Genomic DNA, 16,043 nt, shown 5'->3' with positions numbered 1-16,043 from the left:
CGAGATACCTTTTCCTCCGGGAGTTCCCATGTCCGCACCCCCTCGGTGGGCACGCCGGCTGCTGCCGCTGCTCCTCCTCGTCGTCTGGCTCGCCATCGGGGCGGGCCTCGGCCCGTTCGCCGGCCGGCTCGGCGAGGTCGCGACCAACGACCAGGCCGCCTTCCTGCCCCGCAGCGCCGAGTCGACCCAGGTCCTGGAAGCCCAGAAGGCCTTCCGGCAGGAGGAGTCCCTGCCCGCCCTGGTCGTCTGGACCGCCGAGGACGGCAAGCGCCTGGACGCCTCGGCGCGGTCGGCCGCGACCCGCGCGCTGGCCTCCCTGGCCGGGGAACCCGGCGTCGTCGGCGCCCCCTCGCCCGCCCTGCCCTCCGAGGACGGCCAGGCCCTCCGCGCCGTCGTACCGCTCCGCCCCGACCTAGGCGACGCCCTCGCGCCGACACTCGACGACATCCGTACCGCCGCGGGCTCCGTACCCGGCACGGACGCCCTCGTCGGCGGCCCCGCGGCCACCCAGGCCGACCTGTCCGACGCCTTCGCCGGCATCGACGGCCTGCTCCTCGGGGTCGCGCTGGCGACCGTCCTGGCCATCCTGCTGCTGGTGTACCGCAGCGTCCTCCTGCCCCTGATGATCATCCTGGGCGCCGTGTTCTCGCTCGGTCTGGCCTGCGCCGTCGTCTACGTCCTCGCCGACCACGGCGTCGTCCGCGTCGACGGGCAGGTGCAGGGCATCCTGTCCATCCTGGTCATCGGAGCCGCCACGGACTACGCCCTGCTGCTGGCCGTCCGCTACCGGGAGGAGCTGACCGCGCGGGACGGCGACCGCTTCCCCGCCATGCGCGCCGCGCTACGGCAGACCGTCGGCCCCGTCGCCGCGAGCGCGGCGACCGTCGGACTCGGCCTGCTCGCCCTCCTCCTCAGCGACCTCACCAACAACCGCGCCCTCGGGCCGGTCGGCGCGATCGGCATCGCCTGCGCGGTCCTCGGCGCGCTGACCTTCCTGCCCGCCGCCCTCGTCCTCCTCGGCCGCGCCGCCTACTGGCCCGCCCGCCCGAAGGCCACCGCCCGCGCCCGCCGGGACGCCGCCCGTGACGGCGAGGTCGTGGCCGCTGACCTCAAGGCCGGTGCCGCCAAGGCCGGCGACGTCAAGGCCGGTGGCGTAAAGGCCGGTGGCGTAAAGACACCGGACCGGGATGCGCTGGGGGACGCGCATACCGTGTGGCGCCGCATCGCGGCACTCGTCGACCGCTCTCCGCGTGCGGTGTGGGCCTGGACGCTCGCCGCGCTCCTCGCCGGCGCCGCCTTCGCCCCGACCCTCGACGCACGCGGGGTGCCCCTCGACGAGATCTTCGTCAAGGACGCGCCGTCCGTCGCCGCGCAGCGCCAGCTCGGCGAGCACTTCCCGGGAGGAGCGGGCAACCCCACCGTCGTGATCGCCGACGCCGGCTCCGCCGCCGAGGTGCGGTCCCTCGCGGACCGCGTCGACGGCGTCGACTCCGCCGCCGTCCTCACGGCCGCCGGTCCGGGCCGTCCGGGCGAACCCCTCGTCGCCGACGGACGCGTCCGCATCGACGTCACCCTCGAGGACGCCGTCGACAGCGACGCCGCCAAGGAGACCGTCGCCCGCCTGCGCGCCGCGCTGCACTCCGTACCCGAAGCGGACGCGCTGGTGGGCGGCTACACGGCCCAGCAGTACGACACCCGGCAGACCGCCGAGCGCGACCGGCTGCTGATCGTGCCCGTGGTGCTCGCGATCATCCTCGTCATCCTCGTCGGACTGCTCCGCTCGCTGCTGCTCCCCCTGCTCCTGGTCGCCACCGTGGCCCTCAACTTCGCCGCCACCCTGGGCGTCTCCTCCCTCGTCTTCCGCCACGTCCTCGGCTTCACGGGCACCGACCCCGCCGTTCCCCTGTACGGGTTCGTGTTCCTGGTGGCCCTCGGCGTCGACTACAACATCTTCCTGATGTCCCGGGTCCGGGAGGAGACGGTGACGCACGGCACCCGCGAGGGGATGCGACGCGGACTTCTCGCCACCGGAGGCGTCATCACCTCCGCCGGGGTCGTCCTCGCCGCCACCTTCGCGGCCCTCGGCGTCATCCCGCTCGCCTTCCTGGTGCAGATCGCCTTCATCGTCGCCTTCGGTGTCCTCCTGGACACCCTCGTCGTACGCTCCCTCCTGGTGCCCGCGCTGGTCCGGGACATCGGATCCGCCGTGTGGTGGCCCGGAGCGCTGCGCCGCCGCGCGTGACCCCGGAGTTCTCACCGCGCGGGGCCCGGAGAGAACTCCAGCCGCCGTCCGTTGAGGGGCCGTGTTCGGCCGAACGCGCCGGGAACCGGGACCCGGATGTGAAGCTTCGTCGCCAACGGGGTAAAACCATGGCCAACACCCCTCTCACTCGAACGGACACGCGCGCGTTGAGCATGCTTCCCGGATCACGTGTGCCAGGCAGGACCTGGACGGTTCGTCTCACCGGTCATCCCGACCACTCCGCGACGGTCACCTGCACGACGGCGGGCTGCCGCATGCCGGCACGGTCCAGGGACCTCCCGGCACTGCGCGTCTTCGCCGCCGAGCACGCCCGCGCGCACGGCCGCCTCGCCACACCACGGCCCAACGCGGACTGCGCCTGCGGGGCCACCGGCTGTCGCCATCACACGGCCCGCGCCACCTGCACCGGCCGGATGCTGCTCGTGCTGATCCACAACCCCGCCATCGGCGAGGTCTGGACGCTCGCCGAGATCTGCCAGGCCTGCGCGCCCCTGATCGCGCACGCGAGCGTCGTCGCCGGTGCCGGAGCGGCCGGCGACTCGCTCGCCGCCCGCGCCGCCGCGGCGGCGGCCGGGGGAGCGGTGGCCGCGCCTGCCGCCCCCGGGGCGGCGGCCCCTCCGGCCGTGCCGATGATGTTCTCGTCACCGGAGGCCGCCGGCGGACCCGCGGCGGCCGGGCCACCGGCGCCCCGCAAGCGCGGAGGCAGACGCGGCGGCCAGGGTGGCAGAACCGGCCAGGGCGGCCAGCGAGGCCAAGGCGGCCAGGGCGGTCAGGGTGGTCAGGGTGGCCAGGGCGGAGGGCGGCCCCGACGGGGCCGCGCCTGACACAGCGGTCCACGCCTCCCGCCGTACCCCTTTTCAGGCTCCGACCGACGCCGACGCGCTCCATGTCTGCGCCCGACGTCCGGTGCCGGTGGCCCGCCGCCGGGGGCCACTCGCGGTCCGGTTCCGGACGTTCGGACGCCCAGGGGGCAGGCGGGCTTCGCGCTACCCGCCGTCCGCCCCCGCTTCCCCAGCCCCGCGCCCCCGCGGGACCGGCGGCGTCGCCCAGCGGATCGCCGCGACCACCGCGTGCCCTCCCGGCCGGGCGACCGGCAGCAGGAGACGCGTGGTGTACGGCAGGTCCAGCAGCTCCCTCGCCCAGTCCGGCAGCAGGTCGACGGCGGCGGCGGCGAGGAGCGCGTACGGGAGCCGCGCCGGCCGGGGCAGCGGTGGGTGCGAGAGCAGATAGCGCGCGGTCTCCCGTGAGGCGGGCGTGGCGCGCAGCGCGGGACGGTACGCGGCCAGTTCGGCCGTGAGGCCGGCGCGGCTCTCCGGCGGGTCCACCACTCCCAGGCGACGCGCCACCCGAGCCATGTCGGCCACGTAGCCGTCCGCGTCCGACGGGTCCAGCGGAGCTCTGCCGTATCGCTGATGCGCCTCCAGGAAGCAGTGCGCCTCGGCCGCGTGCACCCAGGCGAGGAGCCGCGGATCGGACGCCCGGTACGGCACGCCCTCCGGCGTCCGCCCCTGGATTCCGTCGTGCACCGCCCGCACCCGCCGCACCGCGTCCTCCGCGTCCTCGGCGGTGCCGAAGGTCGTGGTCGCCAGGAAGGTGCTGGTGCGCTGGAGCCGGCCCCAGGGGTCTCCCCGGAAGTCCGAGTGCGCGGCGACCGCCGCCATGGCGACCGGGTGCAAGGACTGGAGCAGCAGGGCCGCGAGCCCTCCCACGTACATCGACGCGTCCGCGTGCACGACCCGCACGGGACGCCCGGTGCCGAACCATCGCGGCCCGGGCGTCCCGTGGATACGACTGCGCTTCCGGTGCGCCGTGGGACCGGCGACCCGGTGCAGCAGTGCCTCACCGACCCGCTTCCGCAGCGCGCCGGACAACGGCACGCGCCAGGGCACGACTCAAGTGTGCGCCCGTCGACGGCTCGGCGGAAGACCGGGCCGCAGGAGGGGCCCCACCCCGAGCCCCACCCCGGGCCCCGATCCGGAGGTCCGGGTGGCTGACGATCAAGGCCGCACCCGGTGAACAGGAGGCCGAGGCCCCTTTCTAGGCTGGCCCCCATGTCCGACGAGTCTCCCCTCATCCGCAGCCTGCGCGCCGCCGTCGCCGCCGCCCCCGAAGACGTGCCCCTGCGGCTCCACTTCGCCGAACTGCTCATGGGCGAGGGCAGGAACGACGAGGCCGTCAGCCAGGCCGCGGTCGCGCTCCAGCAGGCGCCGGGCGACCCGGCCGCACGCGACCTGATGGCCCGTGCGATGCGACTGCCGACGCCCACCCCGCCGCCGGCGGACCCGGAACCCCCGCAGACCGCAGCGACACACGACTCGGCGCACGGCCCGACCCGCCCCGGCACGATCCACCCCGAGCCGACCCGCCCCGAGCCGCCCGCCTTCGACTGGGACGCCGCCGAGCAGGAGGTCGCGGACCTCGTCGGCCCGCGCTTCGCCGACCCCGCCGACGACCAGGACCAGAACCAGGGCCGCGACCAGGGCCAGGACCAGGGCCACGACCAGGGCCACGACCAGGGTCGGGCCACCGGACAGCCGCTGACCTCCGACGGCAGCGGCGACCCGGGAGACGTGACCGCCTGGGACGTCGACGCGCCCGGCGCCGTACGCCTCGCCGACGTCGGCGGCATGCAGGAGGTCAAGGACCGCCTGGAGGCCGCCTTCCTCGCCCCCATGCGCAACCCCGAACTGCGCCGGCTGTACGGCAAGAGCCTGCGCGGCGGCATGCTCCTCTACGGCCCGCCCGGATGCGGCAAGACGTTCATCGCCCGGGCCGTCGCGGGTGAACTCGGCGCCGGCTTCGTGTCGGTGTCCCTCTCCGACATCCTCGACATGTACATCGGCACGTCGGAGAAGAACATCCACCACATCTTCGAGGCCGCCCGCCGCCAGGCCCCCTGCGTGGTCTTTCTCGACGAACTCGACGCCCTCGGCGCCAAGCGCTCCCGCATGCACCACAGCGGACTTCGCAACGTCGTCAACCAGCTCCTCACCGAGCTCGACGGCATCGACGCCGACCGCAACGAAGGCGTCTTCGTGCTCGCCGCCACCAACGTGCCCTGGGACGTGGACCTCGCCCTGCGCCGCCCCGGCCGCCTGGACCGCACCCTGCTCGTCCTGCCGCCCGACGCCCCCGCCCGGGAGGCGATCCTCCGCTACCACCTGCGCGACCGGCCCATCGAGTCCGTCGACCTCGGCAAACTCGTCAAGGTCACCGAGGACTTCTCCGGCGCCGACCTCGCCCACGTCTGCGAGACGGCCGCCGAACACGCCCTCCTCGACTCCGCCCGCACCGGCACCGTCCGCATGATCGGGACCAAGGACCTCCTGGCCGCCGCCCGGCAGATCAAGCCGTCCAGCGAGTCCTGGTTCGCCTCCGCGCGCAACGTCGCCATGTTCGCCAACGACGGCGGCATGTACGACGACCTGGTCGCCTACCTGAAGAAGAAGCGCAAGCTGTGACGACGCACCCGCAGGACCCGCAGGTCGAACGGGCCCGGATCCTCTACGAGATGAAGCGGGACGAGGAGGCCCACGAGATCGTCGGGCGGGCCCTCGCCCGGAACCCCGACGACCACCGGGCCTGGAACCTGCTCGGCCGGATCCAGTGGAGCCTCGGCCGGCCCTCCGAGGCCTACGCCGCCGCGATGGAGTCGCTGCGGCTCGAACCGGGCTTGCCCGAGGCCCACCTCGTCCGCGGCTACGCCCTGCGCAGCCTCGGCCGTCCGGAGGAGGCCGCGGCGGCCCAGCGCGAGGCCATCCGCATCGACCCGTACGCCTGGGGCCCGCGCCGCCAGCTCGCCGAGCTGCTCCTCGAACTGGCCCCGGACCGGCCCGAGGAGGCCCTCGACCACGCCCGGGTGGCCGTCGAGAACGGGCCGGAGGTGACGTACACCTGGGCGACCCTCCACGAGGTCGCCACCTTCCACGAGCGGCCCGACCTGGCCGAGGAGGCCCTGCGGGAGATCATCCGGATCGACCCCACCCACACCCTCGCGGTCACCGTCGCCACCGAACGGGAGGCCGCCGAGCCCGGCACCTCCGCCGCCCGCGCCGCCGACCTGTACGCCGGCGGTCTCGCGGCCGCCCCCGACTCCGAGGCACTGCGCGAGGACCTCGACAAGGCCGTCTACCGCATGCTGCGCGGCACCCGCTGGCTCGCCCTGCTCTGCCTCGCCATGGCCGCCGTCACCACCGACGTCTTCCCCACCGGGGGCGAGCCCGAGGAGCTGCGCGTCCACCTCGGCACCCGCCTGTGGGCGCTCGCCCTGATGGCCGCCGTCTGGGGCTTCGGCGCCTGGCGCCGCTACCGGCGGATGCGCACCGGCGCCCGTCTCACCGTCTTCGCGCTCGTCCGGGCCCCGGGCCTCCGCTCCTTCTGGCCCCGGGTCGTCCTCGGCCAGGCCACCTGGGCCACGCTCTGCGCGGTCCTGCTCGTCACCGTGCCCTGGAGCGAACGCACCGTCCCCCAGGTCCTGTTCTGGCTCGCACTCGTACCGAACCTGCTCAGCATCACCCACGACAGGGACAAGGTCTGATGACCGAGGAACTCCGGCGCGCGGACGCCCTCTACGACCTCGGACGCTACGAACAGGCCGCCGCGCTCCTCGCCCGGCACCTCGCCGGCGAGCCCGACGACGCCACCGCGCTCGTCCTGCTCGCCCGCTGCCGGCACCGCCTCGGCGACGAGAAGCAGGCCCTCGCCACCGTCGAACAGGCCCTGCGGGCCGCCCCCGAATCACTGCACGCCTGGATGATCCACACCCACATCCTGCTCTCCCTGAAGGAGTACGAGCAGGCCGAGCGGTCCGCCCGGCGCGCCGTGGAACTCGCCCCGCAGCACTGGGGGAGCCACTACACCCTCGGCACCGTCCTCGACCGCTCCACGCGCATCGAACGCAGACGCGCCGCCCATGAAGCCGCCCGCACCGCCGTCGCCCTCGCACCCGAGGAGGCCGACGCGCACTTCCTCGTCGGCCTCACCGCCCACCGCCTCGGCAACCACACCGTGGCCCAGCAGGCCTACGAGACGGCGCTGCGCCTCGACCCGGACAGCAGCGAGGCCCACAACAACCTGTCGCTGCTCCACCTGCGCCGCCGCTGGTTCCGGCCCGGCGCGTGGACCCGGGCCGCCGAGGGCTTCGTCCAGTCCGCCGCCCTCGACCTGCACGACCGACAGGCCCGCTACAACCTGGAGACCATGGCCTGGGGCACCGTCACCGGTTCCCGCTGGGTGGCCCTGGCCGGCACGGTCGCCGTGTCCCTCGGCTCCGCGCACCTGCGCGCGGGCGCCACCGGCACCGACGCCCTCGTCACGCATCTCCTGTGCGCGGCCGTGTTCCTCGGCAGCTGGGGAGGCTGGCTGCTGTGGCTCTCCCGCCGCGTCCCGCCCCACCTGCGCCGACCCCTCCTGCTGGTGGCGCGCGGCTGCCGGCCGGTCCTCGGCATGGCGTTCGCCGTCGCGCTGCTCGTCGTCCACTCGGCCCTGGCGCTGGTGCTGTGGCACCACGCCCTCTTCGGCGCCCTCGCCCTTCCGCTGTTCTTCTTCGCGCTCGTCACGAACGTGGCCGGCCGCACGGCGCTTCAGCAGCGCGCGCCGAAACAGTAGGGCCGAACAGCAGGGCCGAATCAGCCGGGCCGTCAAACAGCGGAGGCCGAATCAGCAGCAGGGCGGAAGACCGCGCCCGGAGGCCGGGGACGGCGGCCTCCGGGCGCGGCGCGTGCGGGCCGTCCGCGGCCCGGCCCGACCGGCGTCAGCCCGCCGCCCGGTACGCCTCCGCCAGCTTGCGGAGCGCGCCCGCCGGGTCGCCCGCCAGGAGCAGGTGGTCCGCCTCGGCGAACGGCCGGGCCGTGGCCTCGGTGATGCCGTCCTGACCGATCCGTGCCTGGACGATCAGACGCGCCCGCTCGACGACCTTCCGGGCCTCCGCGGAGTCCCCGCGCCCGGCCTTCCGGAGCGCCTCGGCCGCCAGGCCCGGACCCCGGAGGACGGGCGCGCCGCCGGCCGGTGCCGGGGCGAGCGTGGTGAGCCCCCAGCCGTACGGGAACTGCGGGTCGTACCGCCGGTCGCCGACGTTGATCGGCAACTGCGCCTCCGACCTCGGCCAGGTCACCGGCAGCCGACCGGTGAACGGCCGCCTGCCGTAGAGGACGTCGGCGACGCCGTCGCCCTCCGTGCCCGGCAGCCAGGACGCGACGAGCGCGTCGATCCGCGGCAGCAGGCCGCCGATCAGCTGCGGCCGGCCCGAGACGACCAGTACCGCGCACGGCATCGCGGCGCAGACCCGCTCCACCGCCGCCCGGTCGGCGGCGGCCGGTTCCAGGTCGTGCCCGTTGCCGACGTCACCGAACCCCTCCGCGTAAGGCGTCTCGCCGACCACCACCACTCCCACGTCGTGGCCGCCGGTGGGCGCGGACGCGTCCTTCGAGTACGTGATGCCGGCGTCCGGTGCGGCCCTGCGCATGCCCTCGAGGACGGTGGTGCCGGTGGTCGTACGACCGGAGGACCCCTGCCAGCTGATGGTCCAGCCGCCGGCCTGGTTGCCGAGGTCGTCGGCGTTGGAACCGGCCACGTACACCTTCTGCGTCGGCTTCAGCGGCAGCACCCCGCCCTCGTTCTTCAGCAGCACCTGCGACTTCGCGACGGCCTCGCGCGCCACCGCGCGGTGCGCGGCCGAACCGACCTCGGGCAGGTGCGTGGTGTCCGCGTAGGGCTTCTCGAAGAGGCCGAGGCGGAACTTCTGGGTGAGGATCCGGGCCACGGCGTCGTCGATCCGCGCCATCGGGATCCGGCCCGCCGTGACCTCGGCGGCGAGGGTACGGGTGAACTCCTGGTAGTTCGTCGGCACCATGATCATGTCGAGACCGGCGTTCACGGACGTGCGCACATCGCTCGGATAGTCGCCGGGGATCTGGTCGATGGCCTGCCAGTCGCTGATCACGAAGCCCTCGAAGCCCATCCGGCCCTTGAGCACCCCGTTGAGCATCTCGGCGTTCGCGTGCATCTTCACCGGCCCGAGGCCGTCGCCGAGGACGTCCAGGGAGGAGTACGAGGGCATCACCGTGCCCGCACCGCGCCGGACCGCCTCGGCGAACGGAGCGAGATGGACCGCCTCCAGCTCCTGCCGGGTGACCCGGGTGACGCCCTGGTCGATCGTGTACGAACCGGTGGTCGACGACCCGAACTCCGTGCCGCCGTCGCCCACGAAGTGCTTGGCGCTGGTCAGCACCTTGTCGGGGCGGTCGAGGTCCCGTCCGTCCCGGGCGCCCTGCATCCCGTCGATCACCGTCTCCATGGCGGTGACCAGCGCGGGGTCCTCGCCGAAGGCCTCGTAGGAGCGGCCCCAGCGCTCGTCGCGGGTCACGCACAAGCACGGCGCGAAGTCCCAGGGGACACCCGTGGCCCGTACCTCCTTCGCCGTGACCGCGCCCGTCCGGGCCGCGAGAGCCGGGTCGCGACCAGCACCGATGCCGATGTTGTGCGGCATGATCGTCGACCCGACGACGTTGTTGTGCCCGTGCACCGCGTCCACGCCGTAGACGAGCGGGATCTGGAAGCGGGTCGCCCGGGTCCGCAGCTGGTAGGCGTCCACCATCCTCGCCCACGCCTCGGGGGTGTTGGGCGTGGGCACGGAGCCGCCGCCGGAGAGCAGCGAGCCGAGGCCGTGACCGGCGATGTCGCCGGGGGAGCGCAGCGCGTTGCGCTCGGCCTGGGTCATCTGGCCGACCTTCTCGGCCAGGGACATCCGGCCGAGCAGGTCCGCCACCCGCGCGCGGACCGGAAGCCGCTTGTCCAGGTACGGCAGTCCGTGCGCGTTCACGACGACGAGCGGCGTCTCGGCCGGCGCCCCGGCGCCCTCGACGGTGAGGACGAGCGGGATGGTCTCGGCGGCCTCGGCCGCCCCGTCCCGGAGCGTCGGCACGCTGATCGAGCGCGTCGCGCCGGACGGCGTCCCGGCAGGAAAGACGACGCTGCCGGTCACCGGCTCGTAGTCCTCACCGGGCTCGGCCCCGGAGCCGCCGCTCTCCTTGCCGCCGCTTTCGGCGCCGTGGCCCGTCGTGTACGTCACGGTGACGGGCGCGCCGAGCGGCGCGGACCCGGCCGTGGTCACCGACAGGTCGACACGGGCGGTGCCGCCCTCGTCGACGGGGTGCACCACGGACCGGGTGACGACCCGCGCGTCGAGGGCCGGCTCCGCCGTCCCGTACAGCTCCACTCCGTCGAGCGCGAAGGCTCCGGGTCCGCCGGTCGGCAGGGTGAGGGCGTACCCCCACATGGCGTCGAGCCCGAGCACCTGGTCGATGCCGCCCACCGGCTGGTAGTCGGCGCGGTAGTGGAAGTCGGAGAACGGGATCTCGACGAGGTGCCAGCCCTCCCAGTCGTCGGTGAAGGACGTCGTCCACAGCTCGGACGCCTCGCCGTTCGCCCCGCCGTCCTTGATCTCGAAGTTGATCCGCCGGCCCGAACCGGGTGGCAGCGGCGCCGTGTTCTGCCCGTACCACCAGAACCGGATGCCCCGGTGTGCCGTCCAGTCCTGCGCCGGCCGGTCGAAGGCGAAGTCATGGGTGAAGCCGCCCCAGCCGCTGATGTCGAAGCGGCCCTCGAGGACCTTCTCCCCCTCGGGGGCGTCGGCCCGCTCCACCAGCTCCAGGCGCGGATGGTCGTCGGCGTCGCTGCCCCAGGTGAACAGCCCCTCGGCGGGCGGAGTGGCGAACGGGACCTCGCCCTCGAAGCGGTCGACGGCCCGGGGCGGTGGGTCCTGGCCGGCGGCGGCGCTCGGCAGTGCGCCGGTGAGCAGTCCGGCGAGCACGGCGGTCGCGGCGACGACCGCCGCGCCCGCCGTCCTTCGGTGACGCTGGCGTGGCATGAGGGCTCCTAGGAGGGAAGGGGGAGGCTCTTGCGGTGCGGTGCGGTGCGGTGCGGTGCGGTGCGGTGTGAGCGTGCGGTGTTGCGCGATGCGGTGCGAGGGGGCGGCGCTGATCGTGACGGGCGCTGATCGTGACGGGCGCGGTGCCGTGCGGGGCGCGGCGGTGGTCAGGCGGAGAGCCGGACGACGAGCTCCGTGGGCAGGACGAGGGGCTCGTCCGGTATCGGCTCGCCGCCGAGCCCGGCGAGCAGCATCCGGGCGGCGGCCTCGCCCATCGCCCGCATCGGCTGACGGACGGTGGTCAGCGGCGGTTCGGTGTGCCGCGCCATCGGCAGGTCGTCGAAGCCCACGACCGCGACATCGTCCGGCACACGCCGGCCGGCCGCCCGGAGGGTGCGCAGTGCTCCGGCCGCGATGAGGTCGTTGTGGGCGAACACCGCGTCGATGTCGCGGCCCTCGGCGAGGGCGCGGGCGACGGCCCGGTGCCCGGTCTCCTCGGTGAACTCGCCGTCGACGACGACGGCGGCGGGCAGCTCCCGCGTGAAGCCCGCGAGCCGCTCGCGCACGCAGCCGAAGCGGCGGGGGCCGGTGACGACGAGCGGGCGCCGCCGCCCCGTGGCGAGCAGGCGGGCGGCGGCGGAGGCGCCGCCCGCCCGGTTGGTCGTGGCCACCGACGGGAAGTCCGGCCGGTGGCCGTGGTCGTCGACGAGCACCACCGGCATGCCGCGCCGGTGCATCGCGGTGACGGTGTCGAGGATGCCCTCCGGAAGGATGACGAGGAGGCCGTCGAAGGCACGAGCGGAGACCTGGGTGGCGAAGTGGGCCACCGAACGGGAGCCGCGGTTGCAGGTGAACAGCAGCATCCCGTAGCCGGCCGCCTCCACGGTGTCGGCGACACCCTGGAGGACCTCGCCCACCCACGGCCAGGTGAGGGACGGTGTGAGCATGCCGATCGTCCTGCTGCTGCCCCGGGCCAGACCGACGGCCCCCGAACTGGGCACGTAGCCGAGCACGTCGATCACTTCACGAACGCGCGCCGCCGTGACCGCGTCCACCTCCGCCCCCGTGTTGAGGACCCGGGACACCGTCGTCTTGCTGACCCCCGCCGCACGTGCGACATCGGAGATCGTGACACGCATAGCGAAGCCTCCCGTACGGAACCGACAACGCTGTCGGAACCGGTTCCGACACGGTGCCGTGAGTCAACAGCGCCGGGTGCCCGCCGTCAAGACTTCACGTCAGCTCGTGTCGTCAGCCAAGTGATCTGCGGGGAAAGCGAGTTGCGCCTTCAAGATCTGAATGCGCGAGCTCTTGACGTGCCTGTTTCAGACCTTTACTTTCGCCGCTCAGAAAGCAGGACGGTCCCCTCATCCCCCCACCTCCAAGGAGACCCATGTCCCTCTCCCCGCGCGGCCGCCTCGGCGCGGTCCTCGCCGCCGGAGGACTGATCTGCTCCGCCCTGGTCGCGCTCGCGCCCGGCCCCCCGGCGGCCGCGGCCGAGCCGCCCTCCGGCTGGGTCACCGTCGTCAACGCCGGCAGCGGCAAGTGCCTCGACGCCCGCGCCGCGGCGACCACCAACGGCACCGCCGTCCAGCAGTACGCCTGCAACGGCACCACGGCACAGCAGTGGAGCGTCACCGCCACCTCCGACGGCCACGTGCGCATCGCCAACCGCAACGACTCCGCCCAGGTCGTCGACGTCAGCGACGTCTCCACCGCCGACAACGCCCCCGTCCACCTGTGGACCTACGGCGGCGGCCTCAACCAGCAGTGGCGGGCCGTCGACGACGGCGGCGGCGCCTACCGCTTCGTCAACCGCAACAGCGGCAAGTGCCTCGACGTCCCCGCCGCGTCCACCGCCGACAGCGTCCAGCTCGTCCAGTACACCTGCAACGGCACGGCCGCCCAGCGCTTCCGGGTGACCCCCGCCGGCACCGCTCCCGGCGACGTCGACCTCGGCCCCAACGTCGTCGTCCTGGACCCGTCCATGCCCTCCTCGACCATCCAGGGCCGACTGGACACGATCTTCCGGCGCCAGGAGACCAACCAGTTCGGCCGGGAGCGCTACGCCGTCCTCTTCAAGCCCGGCACGTACGACAACGACGTCAAACGTCGGCTTCTACACCCAGGTCCTCGGCCTCGGCCAGTCGCCCGACGCCGTCACCATCAACGGCGCCGTCCACGTCGAGGCCGACTGGTTCCCGCCGCAGAACGCCACGCACAACTTCTGGCGCGGAGCGGAGAACCTCTCCGTCAACCCCACCGGCGGCACCGACCGCTGGGCCGTGTCCCAGGCCTCCGCCTACCGCCGGATGCACGTGCGCGGCAACCTGGAGCTCAGCGACGGCGGCTGGTCCAGCGGCGGCTTCATGGCCGACAGCAAGATCGACGGCCAGGTCCGTTCGGGCACCCAGCAGCAATGGCTCACCCGCAACTCCCAGCTCGGCGGCTGGACCGGCTCGAACTGGAACATGGTCTTCGTCGGCAGCCAGGGCGTCCCCGGCACCACCTTCCCGAACCCGCCGCACACCACCGTGGACCGCACCCCCGTCGTCCGCGAGAAGCCCTTCCTGTACGTGGACGGCACCGGCGCCTACAAGGTGTTCGTGCCCGCCACGCGCACCGACTCGACGGGCGCCTCATGGACCGCCGGTGCCACCCCCGCCGGAACCCACCTCGGCATGGACCGCTTCCACGTCGTCCGACCGGGGGCGACCGCGGCCCAGCTCAACGCCGCCCTGGCCGCGGGCAAGGACCTGCTGGTCACCCCCGGCGTCTACCACCTCGACCAGACCCTCCGGGTCACCCGGCCCGACACCGTGATCCTCGGCCTCGGCCTCGCCACCTTCGTCCCCGACAACGGCATCACCGCCATGACCGTCGCCGACGTCGACGGAGTGAAGATCGCGGGCGTCCTCTTCGACGCCGGCACCGTCAACTCGCCCACCCTCCTGGAGATCGGCCCCGCCGGCTCGTCGGCCTCCCACGCCACCAACCCCACCTCGCTCCACGACGTGTACTTCCGCGTCGGCGGCGCCGCCGTCGGCAGGGCCACCACCAGCCTGGTCGTCAACAGCGACCACGTCATCGGCGACCACATGTGGATCTGGCGCGCCGACCACGGCACCGGCGTCGGCTGGACCACCAACACCGCCGACACCGGACTCGTCGTCAACGGCGACGACGTCACCACGTACGGCCTGTTCGTCGAGCACTACCAGAAGCACCAGACCATCTGGAACGGCAACCGCGGCCGGACGTACTTCTACCAGAACGAGATGCCCTACGACCCGCCGAACCAGGCCGCCTGGATGAACGGCGCCACCCAGGGCTACGCCGCCTACAAGGTCGCCGACCACGTCACCAGCCACCAGGCCTACGGCCTCGGAAGCTACTGCTTCTTCAACGTCGACCCGGCCGTCACCGCCGAGCGTGCCATCGAGGCACCGAACCGTCCCGACGTACGCTTCCGCAGCATGGTCACCGTCTCCCTCGGCGGCACCGGCACCATCCGGCACGTCGTCAACGACCGCGGCGGCCCGTCGAACCCCACCACGAACGTCGCCAACCTGGTGAGCTACCCGTAGGACGGCCCGCCCGGGAGGAAAGCGGGCCGGAGCGAGGGGTCCACCGGATCGTAGTAACGGTGGAAGACGGGGGTGGCGGAGCCGGAGATCGGCGGAACGATCCAGCTCCAGTCGGCGGGGGTGGCCCTGCCGTGACGGCGCTCCTGGGCGATGTGCCGCAGGAACCGCTCCGACTCGGTGTGATGGTCGGCCATCGTCACCCCCGCCTCCTGGAACGAGTGCAGCACCGCCACATTCAGCTCGACCAGCGCACGGTCCCGCCAGAGCGTGCGCTCCGTCGACCGGTCGAGACCCAGCCGGTCGGCCACCACCGGGAGCAGGTCGTAGCGCTCGGCGTCCGCGAGGTTGCGGGCGCCGATCTCCGTCCCCATGTACCAGCCGTTGAAGGGCGCGGCCGGATACCGCACGCCGCCGATCTCCAGCACCATGTCGCTGATCGCCGGCACCGCGTACCAGCGCAGCCCGAGCTCGGCGAACCACGCGTGGTCCGGATGCCGCAACGGCACCTGCGTCACAGCGTCCTCCGGCAGCTCGTACCACTCCGGCCGCGCCCCGGGGCGCTCCCGCACCATCAACGGCAGCACCTGGAACGGCTCCTCCTCCCGCTTCCAGCCGAGCTCCCGCGCCCGCTCCGTCAGCGCCGCGCCGCGCGGATCGCCGACCCGGCGCCCGGCTGCGGTGCGGTGACCGGCGTAGCGGACCAGCTGGTCGTTGACGATCCGCGGCCCGGGGCGCCCCGGGCGGTCCGGCGCGAACACCGAGACCACGGGCCGGATCCGCCCGCCGTTGCCGGCCAGCCTCAGATGCTCGAAGCACTGCTCGGCGACGTCGTCGGGAGACGTCATGTGCCGCAGGTCGCGCACCACGAGGCTGCGCCAGTAGAGCCTTCCGATGCAGCGCGCCGCGTTGCGCCACGCGACCCGCGCGCCGAAGGCCAGCTCGGCGGGGGAGTGCTCATAGGTCCCGGTCCGCTCGATCTCGGCCAGCACCTCACGGACCCTCCGGTCCAGGTCCCCCGCGTGCGGCTGCTCCTGGTGGAACTGCCGCACGAACTCCTCCGCCTGGCGCCCGTCCACGACGTCCGGGCGCGACTTCGCCGGCGGCTGTGGTTGCGGGGGCGCCTGCGGCCGCACCCGCACCTGCGGGACCGGCGGAGGCGGATACGGACACGTACCGCTGACGGGGACCGACTTCCGACGACGACTCAGGCTGAAGACCACGGTGTTCCCTCCCTGGCCCCCATGACTACCGTACGCACGCGCGTGGGTGTGGAGAGTAGTCGTTCCTCGGTCGGGAGGGTCACCGTGCTGCTAAAGTGCCCGGCTCC

Annotated in this window: 9 protein-coding genes and 1 pseudogene; 6 read left to right on the top strand and 4 right to left on the bottom strand. The window is 73.7% G+C overall.

Annotation, left to right across the window (positions count from 1 at the left end; genetic code table 11):
* The first annotated feature begins 28 nt into the window (after positions 1-28).
* Both ACFY7C_RS01325 and ACFY7C_RS01320 read left to right on the top strand, forming a co-directional pair.
* The gene (locus ACFY7C_RS01325) at positions 29-2,242 is read left to right on the top strand and encodes an MMPL family transporter (RefSeq protein ID WP_389641929.1); all 2,214 of its coding nucleotides are present in this window, start codon (positions 29-31) and stop codon (positions 2,240-2,242) included.
* Positions 2,243-2,517: 275 nt separating this feature from the next.
* A complete protein-coding gene (locus ACFY7C_RS01320) occupies positions 2,518-3,087 on the top strand; it encodes a hypothetical protein (protein WP_389641926.1) in 570 nt (189 codons plus the stop codon).
* Between the two features lie 162 nt (positions 3,088-3,249).
* Here ACFY7C_RS01320 and ACFY7C_RS01315 read toward each other — a convergent pair whose 3' ends face one another.
* Positions 3,250-4,152: an oxygenase MpaB family protein gene (locus tag ACFY7C_RS01315; protein ID WP_389641923.1), complete on the bottom strand. Its 903-nt coding sequence runs from the start codon at positions 4,150-4,152 to the stop codon at positions 3,250-3,252.
* 162 nt (positions 4,153-4,314) lie between these two features.
* Between ACFY7C_RS01315 and ACFY7C_RS01310 the strand changes: the two genes are divergently transcribed.
* From ACFY7C_RS01310 to ACFY7C_RS01300, 3 genes are read left to right on the top strand one after another with little or no spacing between them, the layout of a single operon-like run.
* Positions 4,315-5,724 (top strand): AAA family ATPase, encoded by a 1,410-nt coding sequence (locus tag ACFY7C_RS01310; RefSeq protein ID WP_389641920.1) that lies wholly within the window; start codon positions 4,315-4,317, stop codon positions 5,722-5,724.
* Positions 5,721-6,800, top strand: coding sequence for a tetratricopeptide repeat protein (locus tag ACFY7C_RS01305; protein ID WP_389641917.1), 1,080 nt, complete (start codon positions 5,721-5,723; stop codon positions 6,798-6,800). The genes ACFY7C_RS01310 and ACFY7C_RS01305 overlap by 4 nt, the downstream gene beginning before the upstream one ends.
* Complete coding sequence (locus tag ACFY7C_RS01300) at positions 6,800-7,870, top strand: tetratricopeptide repeat protein (RefSeq protein WP_389641914.1); 1,071 nt, start codon at positions 6,800-6,802, stop codon at positions 7,868-7,870. The genes ACFY7C_RS01305 and ACFY7C_RS01300 overlap by 1 nt, the downstream gene beginning before the upstream one ends.
* 145 nt (positions 7,871-8,015) lie before the next feature.
* Here ACFY7C_RS01300 and ACFY7C_RS01295 read toward each other — a convergent pair whose 3' ends face one another.
* Together ACFY7C_RS01295 and ACFY7C_RS01290 are read right to left on the bottom strand one after the other, a co-directional pair.
* Positions 8,016-11,129, bottom strand: a complete 3,114-nt coding sequence (locus tag ACFY7C_RS01295) for a glycoside hydrolase family 3 N-terminal domain-containing protein (protein ID WP_389641911.1) — start codon at positions 11,127-11,129, stop codon at positions 8,016-8,018.
* Positions 11,130-11,296: 167 nt separating this feature from the next.
* Positions 11,297-12,268: a LacI family DNA-binding transcriptional regulator gene (locus tag ACFY7C_RS01290; RefSeq protein ID WP_389641908.1), complete on the bottom strand. Its 972-nt coding sequence runs from the start codon at positions 12,266-12,268 to the stop codon at positions 11,297-11,299.
* A gap of 254 nt (positions 12,269-12,522) precedes the next feature.
* Between ACFY7C_RS01290 and ACFY7C_RS01285 the strand changes: the two are divergent.
* A pseudogene (locus ACFY7C_RS01285) lies at positions 12,523-14,716 on the top strand (RICIN domain-containing protein).
* On the opposite strand, the gene ACFY7C_RS01280 reads toward ACFY7C_RS01285, so the two are convergent.
* On the bottom strand, positions 14,707-15,936 hold the full coding sequence (locus tag ACFY7C_RS01280) for a nitric oxide synthase oxygenase (protein ID WP_389641904.1): 1,230 nt from the start codon (positions 15,934-15,936) through the stop codon (positions 14,707-14,709). The pseudogene ACFY7C_RS01285 and the gene ACFY7C_RS01280 overlap by 10 nt on opposite strands.
* Between the last annotated feature and the right edge of the window lie 107 nt (positions 15,937-16,043).

The organism is Streptomyces sp. NPDC012769, assembly GCF_042901205.1.
Taxonomy (GTDB): Bacteria; Actinomycetota; Actinomycetes; order Streptomycetales; family Streptomycetaceae; genus Streptomyces.
The sequence above is the reverse complement of the archived record's forward strand: the minus strand, read 5'-3'. Positions and strand labels throughout refer to the sequence as shown.

Coding starts and splice junctions, on each gene's coding strand:
- ACFY7C_RS01295 (WP_389641911.1), bottom strand. CDS start 11,129: ATGCCACGCCAGCGTCACCGAAGGACGGCGGGCGCGGCGGTCGTCGCC.
- ACFY7C_RS01310 (WP_389641920.1), top strand. CDS start 4,315: ATGTCCGACGAGTCTCCCCTCATCCGCAGCCTGCGCGCCGCCGTCGCC.
- ACFY7C_RS01290 (WP_389641908.1), bottom strand. CDS start 12,268: ATGCGTGTCACGATCTCCGATGTCGCACGTGCGGCGGGGGTCAGCAAG.
- ACFY7C_RS01300 (WP_389641914.1), top strand. CDS start 6,800: ATGACCGAGGAACTCCGGCGCGCGGACGCCCTCTACGACCTCGGACGC.
- ACFY7C_RS01325 (WP_389641929.1), top strand. CDS start 29: ATGTCCGCACCCCCTCGGTGGGCACGCCGGCTGCTGCCGCTGCTCCTC.
- ACFY7C_RS01320 (WP_389641926.1), top strand. CDS start 2,518: ATGCCGGCACGGTCCAGGGACCTCCCGGCACTGCGCGTCTTCGCCGCC.